The 17448-nt window shown below is 58.2% G+C and carries 17 protein-coding genes; 13 read left to right on the forward strand and 4 right to left on the reverse strand.

All coding sequences use genetic code 11. The features are described from left to right. The first annotated feature begins 20 nt into the window (after window positions 1-20). The 11 genes from trpS (at window position 21) to E2L05_RS00680 (ending at window position 9946) form a co-directional block, all read left to right on the forward strand. Window positions 21-1073: a tryptophan--tRNA ligase gene (gene trpS, locus E2L05_RS00630; RefSeq protein ID WP_133340948.1), complete on the forward strand. Its 1053-nt coding sequence runs from the start codon at window positions 21-23 to the stop codon at window positions 1071-1073. 130 nt (window positions 1074-1203) lie between these two features. Then, window positions 1204-1659: a universal stress protein gene (locus E2L05_RS00635; RefSeq protein WP_133340949.1), complete on the forward strand. Its 456-nt coding sequence runs from the start codon at window positions 1204-1206 to the stop codon at window positions 1657-1659. A 77-nt stretch (window positions 1660-1736) separates the two neighbouring features. Continuing rightward, window positions 1737-2297 (forward strand): NifU family protein, encoded by a 561-nt coding sequence (locus E2L05_RS00640; RefSeq protein WP_133340950.1) that lies wholly within the window; start codon window positions 1737-1739, stop codon window positions 2295-2297. A gap of 7 nt (window positions 2298-2304) precedes the next feature. Beyond that, window positions 2305-2964 (forward strand): tRNA (adenosine(37)-N6)-threonylcarbamoyltransferase complex dimerization subunit type 1 TsaB, encoded by a 660-nt coding sequence (gene tsaB / locus E2L05_RS00645; RefSeq protein ID WP_133340951.1) that lies wholly within the window; start codon window positions 2305-2307, stop codon window positions 2962-2964. Continuing rightward, entirely contained in the window at window positions 2961-3392 is a 432-nt protein-coding gene (locus E2L05_RS00650) for a GNAT family N-acetyltransferase (protein WP_133340952.1), read from the forward strand. Before tsaB ends, E2L05_RS00650 begins: the two co-directional genes overlap by 4 nt. 159 nt (window positions 3393-3551) lie before the next feature. After that, window positions 3552-4547: a BMP family lipoprotein gene (locus E2L05_RS00655; protein WP_133340953.1), complete on the forward strand. Its 996-nt coding sequence runs from the start codon at window positions 3552-3554 to the stop codon at window positions 4545-4547. A 5-nt stretch (window positions 4548-4552) separates the two neighbouring features. After that, the gene (locus E2L05_RS00660; protein WP_133340954.1) at window positions 4553-6133 is read left to right on the forward strand and encodes an ABC transporter ATP-binding protein; all 1581 of its coding nucleotides are present in this window, start codon (window positions 4553-4555) and stop codon (window positions 6131-6133) included. Then, complete coding sequence (locus E2L05_RS00665) at window positions 6134-7225, forward strand: ABC transporter permease (RefSeq protein WP_133340955.1); 1092 nt, start codon at window positions 6134-6136, stop codon at window positions 7223-7225. Continuing rightward, window positions 7225-8190 (forward strand): ABC transporter permease, encoded by a 966-nt coding sequence (locus tag E2L05_RS00670; protein ID WP_133340956.1) that lies wholly within the window; start codon window positions 7225-7227, stop codon window positions 8188-8190. The genes E2L05_RS00665 and E2L05_RS00670 overlap by 1 nt, the downstream gene beginning before the upstream one ends. An 83-nt stretch (window positions 8191-8273) precedes the next feature. Next, window positions 8274-9188, forward strand: coding sequence for a sulfite exporter TauE/SafE family protein (locus tag E2L05_RS00675; RefSeq protein WP_133340957.1), 915 nt, complete (start codon window positions 8274-8276; stop codon window positions 9186-9188). Next, window positions 9185-9946 carry a TIGR02186 family protein gene (locus tag E2L05_RS00680; protein ID WP_133340958.1) on the forward strand — a complete coding sequence of 254 codons (762 nt, stop codon included), beginning with the start codon at window positions 9185-9187 and terminating at the stop codon, window positions 9944-9946. The genes E2L05_RS00675 and E2L05_RS00680 overlap by 4 nt, the downstream gene beginning before the upstream one ends. Here the strand turns inward: E2L05_RS00680 and E2L05_RS00685 are convergent. The 4 genes from E2L05_RS00685 to ccrA form a co-directional block, all read right to left on the reverse strand. Next, on the reverse strand, window positions 9917-11473 hold the full coding sequence (locus tag E2L05_RS00685; protein ID WP_133340959.1) for an ATP-dependent DNA helicase: 1557 nt from the start codon (window positions 11471-11473) through the stop codon (window positions 9917-9919). The two genes, E2L05_RS00680 and E2L05_RS00685, sit on opposite strands and share 30 nt — an antisense overlap. 40 nt (window positions 11474-11513) lie before the next feature. Further along, window positions 11514-12149, reverse strand: coding sequence for an acyl-homoserine-lactone synthase (locus E2L05_RS00690; protein WP_133340960.1), 636 nt, complete (start codon window positions 12147-12149; stop codon window positions 11514-11516). A gap of 87 nt (window positions 12150-12236) precedes the next feature. Continuing rightward, window positions 12237-12950, reverse strand: a complete 714-nt coding sequence (locus E2L05_RS00695; RefSeq protein WP_133340961.1) for a helix-turn-helix transcriptional regulator — start codon at window positions 12948-12950, stop codon at window positions 12237-12239. Window positions 12951-13314: 364 nt separating this feature from the next. Beyond that, entirely contained in the window at window positions 13315-14607 is a 1293-nt protein-coding gene (gene ccrA / locus E2L05_RS00705) for a crotonyl-CoA carboxylase/reductase (protein ID WP_133340963.1), read from the reverse strand. A 374-nt stretch (window positions 14608-14981) separates the two neighbouring features. On the opposite strand from ccrA, the gene E2L05_RS00710 reads away from it, so the two are divergent. Together E2L05_RS00710 and E2L05_RS00715 are read left to right on the forward strand one after the other, a co-directional pair. Continuing rightward, window positions 14982-16949, forward strand: a complete 1968-nt coding sequence (locus E2L05_RS00710; protein WP_133340964.1) for a protein meaA — start codon at window positions 14982-14984, stop codon at window positions 16947-16949. Next, complete coding sequence (locus tag E2L05_RS00715) at window positions 16946-17413, forward strand: hypothetical protein (protein ID WP_133340965.1); 468 nt, start codon at window positions 16946-16948, stop codon at window positions 17411-17413. The genes E2L05_RS00710 and E2L05_RS00715 overlap by 4 nt, the downstream gene beginning before the upstream one ends. Window positions 17414-17448: the final 35 nt, after the last annotated feature.

Here is a 17448-nt window from a genome sequence, read left to right on the forward strand (position 1 = left end):
CTTCCAGACGGAGAGACCAGATGACGGATGCGGTCCAAACGCACTCCACCCCAAGCGATGCCAACGCGGCGTTCAAACCGCGTGTATTTTCGGGCATCCAGCCAACCAATCACCTGCAACTGGGCAATTACCTTGGGGCGGTCAAACGCTTTGTCGACATGCAAGGTAGCGGTATTGAAACGCTGTATTGCATCGTTGATCTGCACGCGATCACTGTCTGGCAAGATCCGGCGGACCTGACCCGCGCCACGCGCGAGCTTGCGGCGGGGTACTTGGCCAGCGGCCTTGATCCGGCCAAATCGATTCTGTTCAATCAGGCCCGCGTACCAGAGCACACCCAGCTTGCTTGGGTTTTCAACTGCGTCGCCCGCATGGGATGGCTGAACAGAATGACCCAGTTCAAAGACAAGGCTGGTAAAAACCGCGAGAATGCTTCGGTGGGCCTGTTTGCCTACCCGAACCTGATGGCGGCTGACATTCTGACCTATCACGCAACCAAAGTGCCTGTCGGCGAAGATCAGAAACAGCACCTGGAACTTGCCCGAGATATCGCCATCAAGTTCAACAATGACTTCGGCGTTGATTTCTTTCCCGTGCCCGACCCGATCATTGAAGGTGTGGCCACACGGGTCATGAGCTTGCGCGACGGGTCCAAAAAGATGAGCAAATCAGACCCGTCTGATATGAGCCGGATCAACCTGACCGACGATGCCGACACCATTGCCAAAAAGTTCCGCAAGGCAAAAACCGACCCGGAACCCTTGGCCGAGACGGTCGAAGGTCTGGCCGGCCGTCCAGAGGCGCGCAACCTTGTGAATATCTACGCGGCACTTGGTGACAGCACCGCCGAGGCCGTGATTGCAGAATTTGGTGGGCGCAGCTTTTCCGAATTCAAGCCCAAGCTCGCCGATCTGGCCGTAGCCAAGCTATCGCCGCTATCGTCAGAGATGAGCCGCCTCATGCAGGACCCCACCGAGATTGATCGCGTCCTTGAGGCCGGGGCTGAACGCGCCCGCACTATCGCCGCCCCGATCCTGAAGCGAACATACGATATTGTCGGCATCGTCACCTGATTGCCGAAGCGAAACATGGGGGCGGTCAATGCGCACCGCCCCCACTCTTTCTGATTAGGACCGGAAATTCTGCAAGCCGCTTGCCTAAAGTGTCGGCGTGGTGTCATCGTAACGACCGGAGGGTCCAACCATGCGCACATTTCTTGTTGTTCTCGATGACACACTCGAATGCCTGAACGCCATGCGATTTGCCGCCATGCGCGCCGCTAAGACGGGCGGCGGTGTCGAAATCCTGTCCGTGATCCCGCCAGAAGAATTCAACCACTGGATCGGCGTTGGCGACTTGATGCGCGAAGAGAATCGGGAACGGATCGAAGCGCATTTTGAAGTGTTCGCCAAATGGATGCGCGACCGTCAAGGGATCAACCCCTCTTTGGTTATCCGCGAGGGCGATCTTTATCGCGAGGTCATGGCCCAAATTACTGACAACCCTGAAATCGGCGTGCTGGTTTTGGGCGCTGGGGCGGACAAGTCCGGCCCCGGCCCGTTGATAACGCAAATCACCAAATCTGCTGCTACTTTGCCCATTCCGTTTACCGTCGTTCCGGGGAACCTGTCGAAGGAACAACTGGAGCTGGTCACCTGATCACAGATTTGGAATCGTTCTAAATATTGACTTCGCCCCCTGCCATCCGCATATCGGTTGAAACGGAGGTTACCGCCATGTTCATCCAAACCGAATCCACACCGAACCCCGCGACCCTGAAATTTCTGCCCGGCATGACCGTACTGGAAACAGGCACCGCTGATTTTCCATCGTCCGATGTTGCGGGCAACTCGCCATTGGCCAAGCGGATCTTCGCGGTTGAGGGTGTGACCGGGGTGTTTCTGGGCACCGATTTCGTTACGGTTACAAAGACCGAAAGCGTGGAATGGGACCATGTGAAGCCCGCAATTCTTGGCGCTGTGATGGAACATTTCCAGTCCGGCGATGCGGTGCTGGATGGCGAAGGTCACTCTGCAGGACACGCAGATCACGACGGTCCTGATAGCGAAATCGTTGGCCAAATCAAAGAACTGCTCGACACGCGGGTACGCCCGGCCGTGGCGCAAGACGGCGGTGACATTACGTTCCACGGATTTGATCGCGGCGTTGTCTATCTGCACATGCAAGGCGCGTGCGCCGGGTGCCCATCTTCAACCCTGACCCTGAAAATGGGGATCGAAAACCTGCTGCGCCACTACATCCCAGAGGTGGTGGAAGTCCGGCCCGTCGCGGTTTGACCGCCTCGTGACGACTGACCCTGCGCCCATCGTTTTGGCGTTTGACACGTCGGGCCCACACGTAAGCGCGGCCATTCTGGCCGGTGATACCGTTCTGTCCCATCGCACCGAAGCTTTGGCGCGGGGGCAGGCAGAACGGCTGTTCCCGCTGCTTGAAGAGTCGCTTGCCGAGGCTGGGCTGTCTTGGGATGCAATTGATTTGATCGGCGTTGGCAAAGGACCGGGTAACTTCACAGGCATCCGTATTTCGGTGTCCGCCGCGCGCGGTCTTTCCCTGTCGCTTGAACGGCCCGCCATTGGCGTGAGTTCCCTGGAGGCGCAAGCCGCTGGCGCGCTTCGCCCCTGTATTGCCAGCGTCGCAGGTCGGCGCGGGGCCGTTTTTGCCCAACTGTTGGGGCAAGATGGCGATGAACCACCGCGCCTGATGGACCATGAAACGCTCAACGCTGCCGGGTTCGCAGCAGCGTTGCCCGCAATAGGGGATGGCGCTGAAATCGTCGCCGGCGTGACGGGCGGTGCGATTTTACCTTCGACCCCAATGGCCATCGGAATTGCGCAGGTTGCCCTGTCGCGCCGCCACCAAGAGACCTCTCGCCCGACACCGCTTTACCTGCGTGCCGCAGATGCCGCCCCAGCCCGCGATCGCCCGCCGCCGAGGTTGGAGTGACGCCCGCAGCGCTGGCCGCCCTCCACCAATTGGGTTTCACCACGCCACGCCCATGGTCGGCCGAAGAGTTTGCGCAGTTGCTGGAACAATCCGGCGTTACCCTGCTCACCGGACCATCGGCCTTTGCCCTTTGTCGCGTGGTCGCTGACGAAGCCGAATTGCTGACCATAACCGTTGCCCCCAACGAGCGGCGCAAAGGTCACGCAAAGCAGCTTGTGGCGAAAGTGCTTGAAACAGCGCACCAGGCGGGGGCGGTCTCGTGTTTTCTGGAGGTAGCGGCCACAAACACACCGGCGCAGGCACTTTATACGTCAGCCGGATTTCGCAAAGTCGGGTTGCGCCGCGCGTATTATCAGGCCCCCGCCGGCGAAGCCGTGGACGCCGTGATCATGGTCTGCGAATTGCCTAACCCCGTTCAGAACGCCTGATTTCCAACCAGTTCCCCACCGGCAAGGCTGTGCGGTGCCAGAAAGCTATTGACCCTGCTGCGTCGGTACGGACTTATTCCAGTCAGAAACAGGCCAAAAGGCCACGCGTTTTTGAACGGTGCGCAACCATTCGGAAGCACGCAACAAAGGGAGCACCCTATGACCATCATGAAAACTCTTCTTGGGGCCACAGCCATCACCGCATTCAGTGCACTGGCCGCAAGCGCAGAGCCGGGACTGATCATCGATCTGGGCGGTAAGTTCGACAAGTCATTCAACGAAAGCGCCTATAACGGGGCACAGCGTTGGATGGAAGAAACCGGTAAAAGCTATCGTGAAACCGAACTGCAATCCGAAGCGCAGCGCGAGCAATCCATGCGGCGTATGGCCGAGAGTGGCGCAAACCCGGTGATCGTTCTTGGTTTCGCGAACGCCTCGACCCTTGAAAAGGTCGCGCCCGATTATCCCGAAGTGAACTTCACCATCGTGGACATGGTTGTCGACCAGCCCAACGTGCAATCCGTGGTGTTCAAAGAGCATGAAGGCAGTTTCCTTGTGGGTGTGCTGGCGGCGATGGCGTCAGACTCCGGCACCGTCAGCTTTGTCGGCGGTATGGACGTTCCGCTGATTTCCAAATTCGCGTGCGGTTACGCGCAGGGCGTGAAAGCCTTCAATCCCGAAGCGAATGTGATCGTGAACATGACGGGCACGACGCCAACAGCATGGAACGACCCGGTGAAGGGCGCGGAATTGACGCGTGCGCAGATCAGCCAAGGTTCCGACGTGGTCTATGCCGCAGCGGGCGGCACGGGGATTGGCGTTCTGCAAGCCGCCGCCGACGAAGCCATTCTTTCCATCGGCGTGGACAGCAACCAGAACTATCTGCATCCGGGTTTCGTTTTGACCTCCATGGTCAAGCGCGTCGACAACGCGGTCTATGAGGCGTTCGCAGCTGGCGAAGATGGCTCGTTTGAGCCGGGCATCAAGGTCATGGGCCTCGACAATAATGGGGTTGGCTGGGCACTGGACGAAAACAACGCACCACTGATCACCGAGTCGATGAAGGCCACCGTTGAACAGACCCGTGCCAAGATTATTGGCGGTGAAATCGCCGTGCATGATTACACCACCGACGGCACCTGCCCGGCTTACTGACCGGCATGGCAACAGTCACACAAACAGAGGGGCGGCCATCAGCGGCCGCCCTTTCGCAAACGGCACCGGCGATCGAATTGCGTGGGATTTCCAAAGCGTTCGGCGCGGTGCAGGCGAACAAAGATATCTCAATCCGGGTGGAGCGTGGCACGATCCATGGGATCATCGGCGAAAACGGCGCCGGGAAATCCACGCTCATGTCCATTCTCTACGGGTTTTACAAGGCAGATGCAGGCGACATCCTGATCGGCGGCACCAAGACCGACATTCCTGACAGCCAAGCCGCGATCCGCGCTGGCATTGGCATGGTCTTTCAGCATTTCAAGCTGGTCGAGAATTTCACCGTCTTGGAAAATGTCGTGCTGGGTGCCGAAGAAGGGGCCTTTTTGCGACCCTCTCTGGCCAAGGCGCGTCGGCTTCTGGTGGATTTGGCGCGCGAGTACGAGTTGAACGTCGATCCAGACGCTAAGATTGAAGATCTGGGCGTTGGCATGCAGCAGCGTGTCGAGATCCTGAAAGCGTTGTACCGCCAAGCCGATATTCTGATCCTTGATGAGCCGACCGGCGTATTGACCCCGTCCGAGGCGGATCACCTGTTCCGAATCCTTCGCGGGCTGCGCGACGAAGGCAAAACGATCATCCTGATCACGCACAAGCTGCGCGAAATCATGGATGTGACCGACAATGTCAGCGTCATGCGCCGAGGCGAGATGACAGCAACCGTAAAGACAGCCGAAACATCGCCAACCGAACTCGCAGAGTTGATGGTCGGGCGGAAGGTTCTGCTGCGAGTGGACAAGACCCCCGCTCAACCCGGCCCCGTGGTCTTGAAGGTCGAAAACCTGAGAGTGACCGACGAAAATGGCGTCGAACGATTGCGATCAATCAATCTTGAGGTGCGCGCAGGCGAAATTCTGGGCGTCGCCGGCGTTGCTGGCAACGGTCAGTCCGAGTTGCTGGAAGTGCTTGGGGGCATAACCGAGGCCACAGGAACCGTGACCTTGAACGGCCACCCGTTGCAATTATCCGGGCCAGAGTCAGACGGGCGGTCCCGTAGGCAGGCAGGCATCGCACACGTGCCCGAAGATCGTCACCGTCTGGGCCTTATTCTTGACTTCACAGCGTGGGAAAACACGGGTTTTGGCTATCAGGACCGGCCCGACTATACGAACGGCGCGTTGATGAACCAGCACGCTCTGCGCACCGACACCGAAGGCAAGATGGAGCGGTTCGACGTCCGCCCCGCCAATTGCTGGCTACATGCCAAAAGCTTTTCAGGCGGCAATCAACAGAAAATCGTTCTTGCTCGGGAAATCGAACGCAACCCTGACTTGCTGTTGGTTGGTCAACCCACCCGCGGCGTCGACATTGGGGCCATCGAGTTCATCCATCAGCGTCTGATAGAACTGCGTGATGCGGGGAAAGCCATTTTGCTGGTCAGCGTCGAGTTGGATGAGATTTTCGCGCTGTCTGACCGCATTGCCGTGATTTTCGACGGCCGCATCATGGGGGAACGCACCCCGGACCAAACGGACGAGACGGAATTGGGCATGATGATGGCCGGTATGGACGGAAAGGCCCGCTAGATGGATACAATGCCCCGTTGGGCCGATATAGCCCTGATCCCTCTCATCAATCTGGCCCTTGCGCTGCTGGTTTCCGCACTGGTGATTGCCGCCATTGGCGAAAACCCGGCCGAGGCCATGGGCGTGATGATCCGCGGCGCGGTTGGGTCCGCCTATGGCTGGGGCTATACCCTGTATTACGCCACCAACTTCATCTTCACCGGGCTTGCCGTGGCCGTTGCCTTCCATGCACGCCTTTTCAACATTGGCGGCGAAGGACAGGCAGCGCTTGGGGGCCTTGGCGTCGCTCTTGTATGTCTCATGGTTCCTTGGCCGCATTGGTCGCTGGCCTTGCCCGCGGCAGTCATTGGCGGCGCGCTGTTCGGCGCTGCATGGGCGGCCATCCCGGCTTGGCTTCAGGCCAAGCGCGGCAGTCACATCGTCATCACGACAATCATGTTCAACTTCATCGCGTCCGCACTTTTGGTCTATCTTTTGGTCAATGTTCTGAAGGTGCCTGGATCCATGGCGCCCGAAACCGCGCGGTTCCCAGAAGGGGCGCGCCTTCCGTCTGCCTATGACTGGGGCGCGTGGATGGGGTTTGGCCGTTCGGCACCTTTGAATGTCGCCTTCTTCGTGGCGCTGGCCTGCTGCGTCTTGGTATGGGTGTTGATCTGGAAAACACGACTTGGGTATGAAATCCGCGCCTTCGGGCAGTCGGAACCCGCCGCGAAATATGCCGGTATACGGCCCGTACGCATCATCATGATCACGATGCTGGTCTCGGGTGCATTGGCGGGCCTGATGGCGGTCAACGCCGTACAAGGCGAGGCGGAACGCCTTGTTATAGACAGCGTACAAGGGGCGGGCTTTGTCGGGATCGCGGTCGCGTTGATGGGCCGCTCGCACCCGGTGGGTGTGTTGCTTGCAGCGCTTCTATTCGGGGCTCTCTATCAGGGAGGGGCCGAGCTGGAATTCGAGATGCCCGCCATTTCCAGAGAGATGATCGTCGTGATCCAAGCGCTTGTCATTCTTTTCACCGGCGCCCTCGACAATATGGTGCGCGGTCCCGTCGAAGGGTTCTTCCGCCGCCTTCGCAGAGGGGCTGCGTGATGGATTACGCCACACTTATCCAACTGCTCGACAGTACGCTGCGCCTTGCAACACCGCTTCTGTTTGCATGCCTTGCGGGTCTGTTTTCGGAACGCGCCGGTATTTTTGACATCGGGCTGGAAGGGAAGATGTTGGCCGCTGCCTTCTTCTCCGCAGCCGCAGCCGCCATGACTGGCAATGTCTGGATCGGGCTTTTGGCCGGAACAGCGGCATCCCTGAGCTTGGCAGCGCTACACGGGCTTGCGTCAATCACGTTCAAGGGAAACCAGCTAATCTCAGGCGTGGCAATCAACTTCCTGGCCTCGGGGCTGACCGTTCTTGTTGGGCAAACGTGGTTCCAACTGGGCGGCCGCACCCCATCTTTGACGGGACCGTCGCGGTTTCAGGAAATCACCTTGCCGTTTGCCGATGCCTTGGAACCTGTGCCCGTCATTGGGCCGCTTTACGCAACCGTCCTGTCTGGCCACACGATCCTTGTTTACGTTGGCCTGCTGGCAGTGCCGGTCACTTGGTATATCCTGTTTCGCACCCGGTTCGGGTTGCGCCTTCGCGCGGTTGGTGAAAATCCCGGCGCCGTTGATACGGCAGGCGTATCGGTGGTGCGGCTGCGCTACTCGGCAGTTCTTATCTGCGGGCTTTTGTGCGGACTTGCAGGGGCCTATCTTTCAACAGGCCTGTCCGCTGGCTTTGTTAAGGAAATGAGCGCCGGACGTGGGTTCATCGCACTGGCAGCACTTATTTTTGCAAAGTGGCGACCGTGGTATGCGTTATCGGCGTGTCTGCTCTTTGGTCTGCTCGAAGCCCTTGGCAACCGGTTTCAAAGCCTTGAAATTCTTGGCGTGACGCTGCCAACTCAGTTCATGCAGGCCCTGCCCTATATCCTGACCGTGGTTATTCTGGCCGGGTTTGTCGGCAAAGCGATCCCGCCGCGTGCCGGGGGCGAAGCCTATGCGAAGGAACGTTGACGCCCTAACCCAAAAGGACGGAGCAGCTATTTACAGCAACGCCTTAGCCGGTTCCGGCTGACGGCAGGAATGGTTCGGGACGCATGCAGATCTACCTTCCCATCGCCGAGGTTTCCGTCAACGCCTTCCTGCTGTTGGGGCTTGGCGGGTTGATTGGGGTGCTCTCGGGACTGTTCGGCGTTGGCGGCGGGTTCCTTATGACCCCGCTTTTGTTCTTTATCGGCATTCCGCCCTCGGTTGCGGTGGCAACAGGCGCAAACCAGATCGTTGCGTCGTCTTTTTCAGCCGTGCTTGCACATCTGCGCCGCAAGACCGTTGATCTTCGCATGGGAACGGTGCTTCTGGCCGGAGGTCTGTTTGGGGCCGGAATTGGTGTGCAGGTCTTTGCCAGGCTCAAGGCTATGGGCCAGGTCGATCTGCTTGTAACCCTTTTTTACGTGGTTTTTTTGGGGGCCGTCGGTGGGCTGATGTTCATTGAAAGCCTGCGTGCTTTGCGCCGGGCGCGTTCGCCAGGAGGACCAGTTCCAAAACGCAAGCGGCACAACTGGGTCCATAACCTGCCGTTGAAGATGAAATTCCGCACATCGGGGATGTATATCTCGGTGATCCCGCCCTTCTTTATCGGCGCCGGGGTCGGCGTGCTTTCGGCAATAATGGGCGTTGGTGGCGGGTTTATCATGGTGCCCGCTATGATCTATTTGCTTGGCATGCCCACAAAGGTCGTGATCGGCACGTCACTGTTTCAGATCATCTTTGTGACGGCGTTCAGCACGCTCATGCATGCCATCACAACGCAATCTGTGGATGTTGTTCTGGCGGTCATGCTGATCCTGGGCGGCGTTTTGGGCGCACAGATCGGAAGCCGAATGGGAACCAACCTGAAGGCGGAACAGTTACGGATTTTGCTGGCTATGCTGGTGCTTCTCGTATGCGGAAAGCTGGCGCTTGACCTGCTCTTGCAACCCTCTGAGCTTTACAGCATCGGGGTATCCGAATGATCCGGCTGGTGCTTGCCCTTGTTCTCGCGCTTGCGTCGTCTGCCGCGTCGGCAGAACGGATTGTATTGGGCTTGTCGCAAGACGAGGTCGCCATCACGGCGACGTTTGACGGATCATCCTTGTTGATCTTTGGGGCGGTCAGCCGGGAGGCTCCTATCCCGGACGCATCGGAGCTGGACGTTATCATCACCGTGACCGGCCCCCCTGGCCCGGTGGACGTGCGGCGCAAGGAACGTCAGTTCGGCATCTGGGTCAACGCAGACGCTGTGCATTTGTCGCGTGCGCCCAGCTTCTACGCCGTGGCCAGCACCGCGCCGGTCGACAGCATCCTGAGCGCGGTTGAAGATTTGCGATACGGCATCACGCTTGATCAGGTCGTGCGCACCGTTGGGGCCAGCGAAACGGTCGAAGATGTCGCCAACTTCACCGAAGCGTTGGTGCGCATTCGGTCAGACGAAGACCTTTACCAGATAGGCAAAAGCACGGTTTCTCTGGATCAACAAACGCTGTTCCGTACCGGGATGCACCTTCCCTCAAATCTTGTGGAAGGGAGCTACCTGGCACGGATCTTCCTGCTGCGCGACAGGCAGGTCGTGGACCAGTTCGAAACCGGAATTGAGGTGCGCAAAGTTGGGCTGGAACGCTGGCTCTACTCCCTCGCGCAGAACCAACCGATCCTTTATGGTCTGATGTCCCTTGTGATCGCGATTGCAGCAGGCTGGGGCGCGTCAGCCCTCTTCCGCAGCCTTCAACGCTAGGGCCGGATCCATTTCCCGGATGAGATCCGGCGCGGGCGGCACGGTCAAATCGTCAGTGCCCAATGGCTCCAACGGTTTTCCAAGTCGGTAGCGTGTGACCCAGTGCAGCCGGTTCTCGGCGCGGGTTATGGCGACATAAGCCAACCGCTTCCACAGCGGCAGTCCCGCTTCGGTGCGCCCGGCCCGTGCGGCGGCATAAAGGTCGGGTGCAAAGACCTGAACCTCTGGCCATTGCGACCCCTGCGCCTTGTGGATCGTCACTGCGGCACCATGCAGGAACGCCGCCCCCATCCGAGCCGCCGATGGGATGAAAGGTTCTTCTTCGTCAGGATGTTCTATCTTTATGATCGACGCTGCCGACACTTGGGGCTCGGGCGCGCCAAGGACATGTAGCCGCGAAAAACCCGGCCGCCGACCCGGCCCCAAATATACGACCTGCGCCCCTTTGATGAGGCCCCGCGCCTCCAGGTCCAGCCGCTTCTTGCGGTGTTTCAATGGCAATTCCAGCCCATCACAGATCAGCGGCTCGCCCGGCAGCAGGCTATCAACCGGCGCGCCATGTGCCCCGCGAAACGCTTGGATCAAACGGATGCGCGTGGCGTTTCGCCAGACCAAAACGGGGGAGCGCGCCATCAGGTCCGCCTCAACCCGCCCTGCCAGCACAACACGGTCGTCGCGCCGCGCGGCGTCTTCGACCAGTTGCTCGAACTCTTCAAATCCAACGGCCGGATCACCCAATGCATGCGCCAGATCCAAGATTGGGTTATCCTGCTGCTGTCGATGAATGCGCGACAGGGTGACCCGCTGGCTTTCTGGCAGGGTGTCAAACACCATCTCACCCGACTGCCCAACCGGAGCAAGCTGCGCCGGGTCACCGAACAAGACAAGCGTCGGAAAAATCTCGGTCAGGTCGTCAAGCTGCCGCTTGTCGAGCATGGAGCTTTCATCGACGAACCCAATATCGAGAGGTTCATCCCGGCGTTTCCACCCAGTGATAAAGTCCGACCCGCGCAGCCCCGCCGACGCAAGCGCGGCGGGAACCGACGCGTGCAGCGCATAAAAGGCGACCGCGCGGTCCAAAGCGTCATCCGTCAGGATTTCAGTATCTGGCTTGTCCCCACGGCCAGCCAGCCATTCAGCAATTTTCTCGTATTCGGGATCATAGACCGGCGTGTACAGAACGCGGTGTATTGTGGTTGCCGGAACGCCGCGCATGCGCAGAACACTGGCCGCTTTGTTCGTCGGGGCCAAAATGGCAAGCGTCCGGCGGTCCCGCCTGCGCCGCCCCTCATAGTCCCCCGAAACAATATCAACACCCGAAGCCTTCAGCGCTTCGTACAGTTGAGCCAGTAGCAGCGTCTTCCCGGACCCGGCCTTGCCCAAAACCGCCAGAACCGAGTTTTCGACCAAGGGCGGCTTAAAAGTCTGCTCAGCAAGATTCACCCCGGCATCCGCAAGAAGTTTGTGCAATCTCGCATTGGCGAGTTGCTGATCTTCGGACAGGGTCAGGGGTGTACTGTTCGCCATAGCAGGACCCTAAACGTTGACCCGGCGCTGTGCCAGAGCGTCACGCGGTTTGGACCAGTCTGACAGGCGGCTTTTCCATCGCGCGATGATACCACAGACGGGACAACCCACGCGGAATATCAGCCTTTTCACACAACGCTTGCGCACGGGTTTCGGAAAAGGCCCACAGGCCCGCACTAATTGCGTCACGCCCTTCGCCAATGGTGCCAAGGATCATGGGCGCCCATCCAAGACGACTATAGATCCGCACCATGCGCGCATCGAAAACGCCGATGGTAAAACTGAGTTTCCTTGCAAGGCCCAGCTCTGCCCCGCCCAGCATCAATGCCGCAGACACGCGCGGGCCAGAATTGCGGGCCAGACAAAAGCGGGTGCATTCGAAAATTTGGCCGTTGCGAACCGGGTTTCCGTCCAAAAGGTCCAGAAAGTGATCATTGATCATGGTTGGGCCAGTGGTGGGCAAGAACCGCATTGACCCGCCATGCGTGCCATCATCATTTTCCCAAATGACATAAAGAGCGTCTGCCCCGTCGTACTGGTCATACTCTTTGCCATCTTCGTTGACCGTAACTTCCCAGCCCAATCGCGTATGAAACTGGTCCGCCCTGTCCCGAAACATCGAATCGCGAAGCACCGGAAATTGATCGAGTTGATGGCCGTATATGTATCTTAGCATGGCTTTCCCCTTTTGCCGCTCATCAGAGGCTGGGGGGGACTCGGTTAAACCTTCGATCAAACAGCGCACGGTCAATTAAGGATTTCTTCAGACGACGATGAGACCGTGCGCAATAGCCTTTGCAACGGCGTGCGTCGTATTTTGCGCACCAAGCTTGAATCTGGCCGATTCGATATAAACCCTGAGCGTATGCTCTGAAATGCTTAGGCTGTCTGACGCCTGTGCGCGAGAATACCCCATGGCCAGAAGACTAAGAGTATCGATTTCACGCGGTGAAAGGCTTGCTGACCGTTGCACATCCGTGCCGTTGTCCAACTCCAACGCCTTTTGATTGATGAAATGAGCGACCAGGATTAGATCACCGACATTGCTGCGCGAGTACTTTTCCCATGTGCTGTCAGAGCTTCGGCTACATGCAGTGAAAAGAGCAAACTGCCCATTGGGGCCACGAATTGGAACGGACAGGCCTTGGTTTCCAACTCCGGCGTCCGCGGCTTCACCCATGAAGTTACGCGCCTTGGGGCTAGACCAATCCAATCGTTTCCAATCCACCGGGTGAAAGCGCTGATAGCACCCTTGCACTACCGGATCGATACGCGCGTAGTCCTGTTCAATATAGCGGTCGACCCAATCTACATTGTAGGTAAGCGCCGCATACTGCTCGCCGGTGCGATTGACCGAGTGATAGATCACATGATCCACATCGTAGAGATCTCTGAGCTTGAAAATTATACCCTGAAGATCGCTATGTGATTTCGCTCCCTCCAGCCCAGATATGAGCGCTTCCAGCTTGTCTTTCATGGCTGTCGGTTTGCCCCGCCTTAAAGTGTCTATCGCCGCTCTTTAATTCTGACGCTGCGACGATGAGAGTGTCGTCAAGCTGCTCGGCCAATGCGGAATACGAGTTCTGCCTTGCAAAGGTTCTAAGGTCCGCCAGAACATCCAAAATCCAGTCCTGCCTCATGACGGTGCCTCCATCTCATTAAGAATATGTTAACTTACCATATCTCAAACCTCCGGTTGCATACACTCACAGCAATCACCTTCCCCAAAATGGTGAGGGCGATATCTGCAATCTATTGAATACTCTAATTTCAAGTCCGTCAAAAAGAAAACGGCCGCCTGAAAGCTTCAGACGACCGTCAACTTGAAATTGTTTCTCGGATCAGGCTTTGACGCTTGCTTCCAAAGTATCTTCAAACGTGCGCAAACCAGTCTGCGTGGCCTGAACAAGAACAGCCATATTGCCCGGCTTATGCTCGTTGCGCATCATCTTGGTGTGCGCATCGGGGATCTCGGCCCATGGGAAAACTTCTGACATGCACGGATCAATGCGGCGTTCGATCACCAGTTGATTGGCCGACGACGCCTGCTTCAGGTGCGCAAAGTGGCTGCCCTGCAAACGCTTTTGATGCATCCACATATACCGCACGTCGAAGGTACAGTTGAACCCGCTTGTGCCAGCACAGATCACGACAATGCCGCCTTTTTTGCACACCAGGGTGGACACAGGGAATGTCGCTTCGCCAGGGTGTTCGAACACCATATCGACATTGTTACCCTTGCCAGTGATGTCCCAGATCGCCTTGCCGAACTTGCGCGCTTCTTTGAACCACTCCGCGTATTCAGGCGTGTTCACGGTCGGCAGCTGACCCCAGCATTTGAAATCTTTGCGATTGATGACGCCTTTGGCTCCAAGGCCCATGACGAAATCGCGCTTTTCTTCGTCTGAAATCACCGCGATGGCATTGGCACCCGCTGTGTTCGCCAACTGAATCGCGAACGACCCCAGACCACCCGATGCACCCCAGACCAAAACGTTCTGGCCGGGCTTCAACTCGTGTGGGTGGTGACCGAACAGCATGCGATATGCAGTTGCCAACGTCAGCGTGTAACAGGCCGACTCTTCCCATGTCAGGTGGCGCGGGCGTGGCATCAACTGCTGCGCCTGCACGCGGGTAAACTGCGCAAAGGATCCGTCGGGCGTTTCATAGCCCCAAATACGTTGGCTGGTCGAGAACATCGGGTCGCCGCCGTTGCACTCTTCATCGTCGCCATCATCTTGGTTGCAGTGGATCACGACTTCGTCGCCCACTTTCCAACGCTTTACCTTGTCGCCAACCGCCCAGATGATGCCAGACGCGTCAGATCCAGCGATGTGGTACGGCTCGCCGTGACCATCGAACGGCGAGATCGGCACGCCAAGGCCCGCCCAAACGCCGTTGTAGTTCACACCTGCTGCCATCACGAGGACAAGCACTTCGTGGCTGTCCAAAGTCGGCGTATCGACGACTTCTTGCTGGAACGACTTATCAGGTTCGCCGTGCCGCTCGCGCCGGATCGCCCACGCGTACATTTTCTTGGGCACGTAACCCAGCGGCGGAAGCTCCCCTACCTCGTAAAGGTCTTTCTCCGGGGCGTCGTAATCCACAATCGCCGGATCTGTATCGAGTGCCATGGAAGCCTCCTTTGTGGCCAATAATGCCGCATCGCAGAATATTGGATGGGTCAGTTGGCGGAATAAGTGGGTTTGCGCAACTTAGCAACCCAAAATGGGTAGCGCCTTGAAACTTTATGTCTCAGCTATCTCATTTTCTTCTCATCTAAGCGGCAGCGCAGCACGACTAACGCGCCGCTGCCGCGCTGAACAAACCCCTTAAACAAAGAAAGAAATCCACCAATTGCGTCAGTGCGGCGCTTGCATATGTACCAGTTTTGCGCCCCAATTATCATGAGAGCGCCGCATTGCAGCGAATTGACATGGATCGATTGTTTCAAGTATGGCCGTTCCAACGCAAAAAAATTACCGGACCTTCCAAAGCGAGGTGAAACATGACTGACGTGCAAAAAGACCGGCCTTGGCTGTTCCGCACCTATGCGGGCCATTCTACAGCAGAGGCGTCTAACGCGCTCTATCGTGGCAACCTTGCCAAGGGGCAAACCGGCCTTTCGGTCGCTTTCGATCTGCCGACCCAAACGGGGTATGACAGTGACCATCAGCTTTCCCGCGGTGAGGTTGGCAAGGTGGGCGTGCCTGTCAGCCACCTTGGCGATATGCGCACGCTGTTCCGCGATATTCCGCTGGAGCAGATGAACACGTCGATGACGATCAATGCCACGGCGCCTTGGCTTTTGGCGCTGTATATCGCCGTCGCCGAAGAACAGGGCGCGGACGTCGCCAAACTTCAAGGCACGGTCCAGAACGACATCATCAAGGAATACCTGTCGCGCGGCACCTATATCTGCCCGCCCAAACCGTCGCTTCGGCTGATCACAGATGTCGCGGCATTCTGTTATACAAGCGTGCCGAAATGGAACCCGATGAACGTGTGTTCCTACCACCTGCAAGAGGCAGGCGCGACGCCCGAACAAGAACTTGCCTTCGCACTGGCCACGGCCTGCGCCGTTTTGGATGACCTGAAGGGCAAAGTCCCCGACGAAGACTTCCCGATTCTGGTGGAGCGCATCAGCTTTTTCGTGAATGCCGGCATTCGATTCGTGACCGAAATGTGCAAGATGCGCGCCTTTGTTGATCTGTGGGATGAAATCGCCCGCGACCGGTATGGCGTTGAGAACGAGAAATTCCGCCGCTTTCGGTATGGCGTCCAGGTCAACAGCCTGGGCCTGACCGAACAGCAGCCCGAGAATAACGTCTACCGCATCCTGATCGAAATGCTGGCCGTGACCCTGTCCAAAAAGGCCCGTGCCCGCGCCGTGCAGCTTCCCGCGTGGAACGAAGCGCTTGGGCTTCCCCGGCCATGGGACCAACAGTGGTCCCTGCGGATGCAGCAAATCATGGCCTATGAAACCGATTTGTTGGAATACGAAGACCTGTTCGACGGCAACCCGGCGATTGACCGCAAGGTCGAGGAGCTCAAGGACGTGGCGCGCGCGGAACTGGCAAACCTCGACAGCATGGGCGGCGCCGTCGCCGCAATCGAATACATGAAAGGCCGCTTGGTCGACAGCAATGCAGACCGGGTCAATGGCATCGAAAAAGGCAGCACCGTCGTCGTCGGCGTGAACAAGTATGTCGAATGCGAACCCTCGCCACTGATGGACGAGGATGGCGGCATCATGACCGTGGACCCGGCCGTCGAAGCCGAGCAGATCAATCGCCTGAACACATGGCGTGCAGAGCGCGACGCAGACGCGGTCAAGGCTGCGCTGGAAGGGCTGCGCGCGGCGGCACTTGACGGCACCAACATCATGGGCCCGTCGATCATCGCTGCAAAAGCCGGCGTGACCACCGGCGAATGGGCCGAAACCATGCGTCAGGTGTTTGGCCAGTTCCGCGGACCAACCGGCGTCAGCCGCGCGGTCAGCAACAAGACCGAAGGGCTGGACGACATCCGCGACGCGGTCAACGCTGTGTCCGACCGGCTGGGTCGCCGCCTGAAATTCATGATGGGCAAACCCGGCCTTGATGGCCACTCCAACGGGGCAGAGCAAATCGCTTTCCGCGCACGCGACTGCGGCATGGAAATCGACTATGAGGGCATCCGCCTGACCCCGGACGAAATCATTTCCGGTGCAAAGCGCGAAGAGCCGCATGTCATTGGCCTGTCCATCTTGTCAGGCAGTCACTTGCCCTTGGTCGAAGATCTGATGACCAAACTGCGTGCAGAAGGGCTGGACCACATCCCGGTTCTGGTTGGCGGAATCATCCCGGATGATGACGCGCGCAAGCTTCTGTCGATGGGCGTGGCACGCGTCTATACGCCCAAGGATTTTGAACTGAACCGCATCATGTTCGACATTGTCGAACTCGCTGATCCAGAAGCCGTGGCTGCGGAATGAAAATTCTGGCTACAATATTGGCGCTGATCGCGGCGCCTTTGCTGGCAAGCGCAGATGAAATGCCAACGACACTTTCGTCACACCTGGAGGATTTACGCGCCCTTTGCGCGGATTTCGAAAACGGCACACTGGCTGTTTCAGATGATGCGATCAGCCGCCCAGACCTCAACGGCGACGGAACGCCCGATTGGGTGCTGGATGAAGGGCGCCTGTCCTGTTCCAGCATGGCAAGTATGTCTTGCGGCACGGGCGGGTGCGGGCTGACGCTGGTGGTGGACAATGTGCTGACGGACCGGCTTTCCAAGGGTTGGAAGCTTGTCAGCTTTGACCCGCTGACCGTACTTCTGATTCAGGTCCACGGCGCAAATTGCGGTGGAACCAACCTAAACCGGTGCGTCGAAGCCTTGGTTTGGGACGCCGAGTTGAAACGCTTCCTGACGATCGCCCCACCCCCACCGCAGTAGTGGGGCTTTTCCCCGCCGGTGCGCAGCCTATAGTG

The sequence above is a fragment of the Meridianimarinicoccus aquatilis genome (assembly GCF_004358675.1).
In the GTDB taxonomy this organism is placed as follows: Bacteria; Pseudomonadota; Alphaproteobacteria; order Rhodobacterales; family Rhodobacteraceae; genus Meridianimarinicoccus; species Meridianimarinicoccus aquatilis.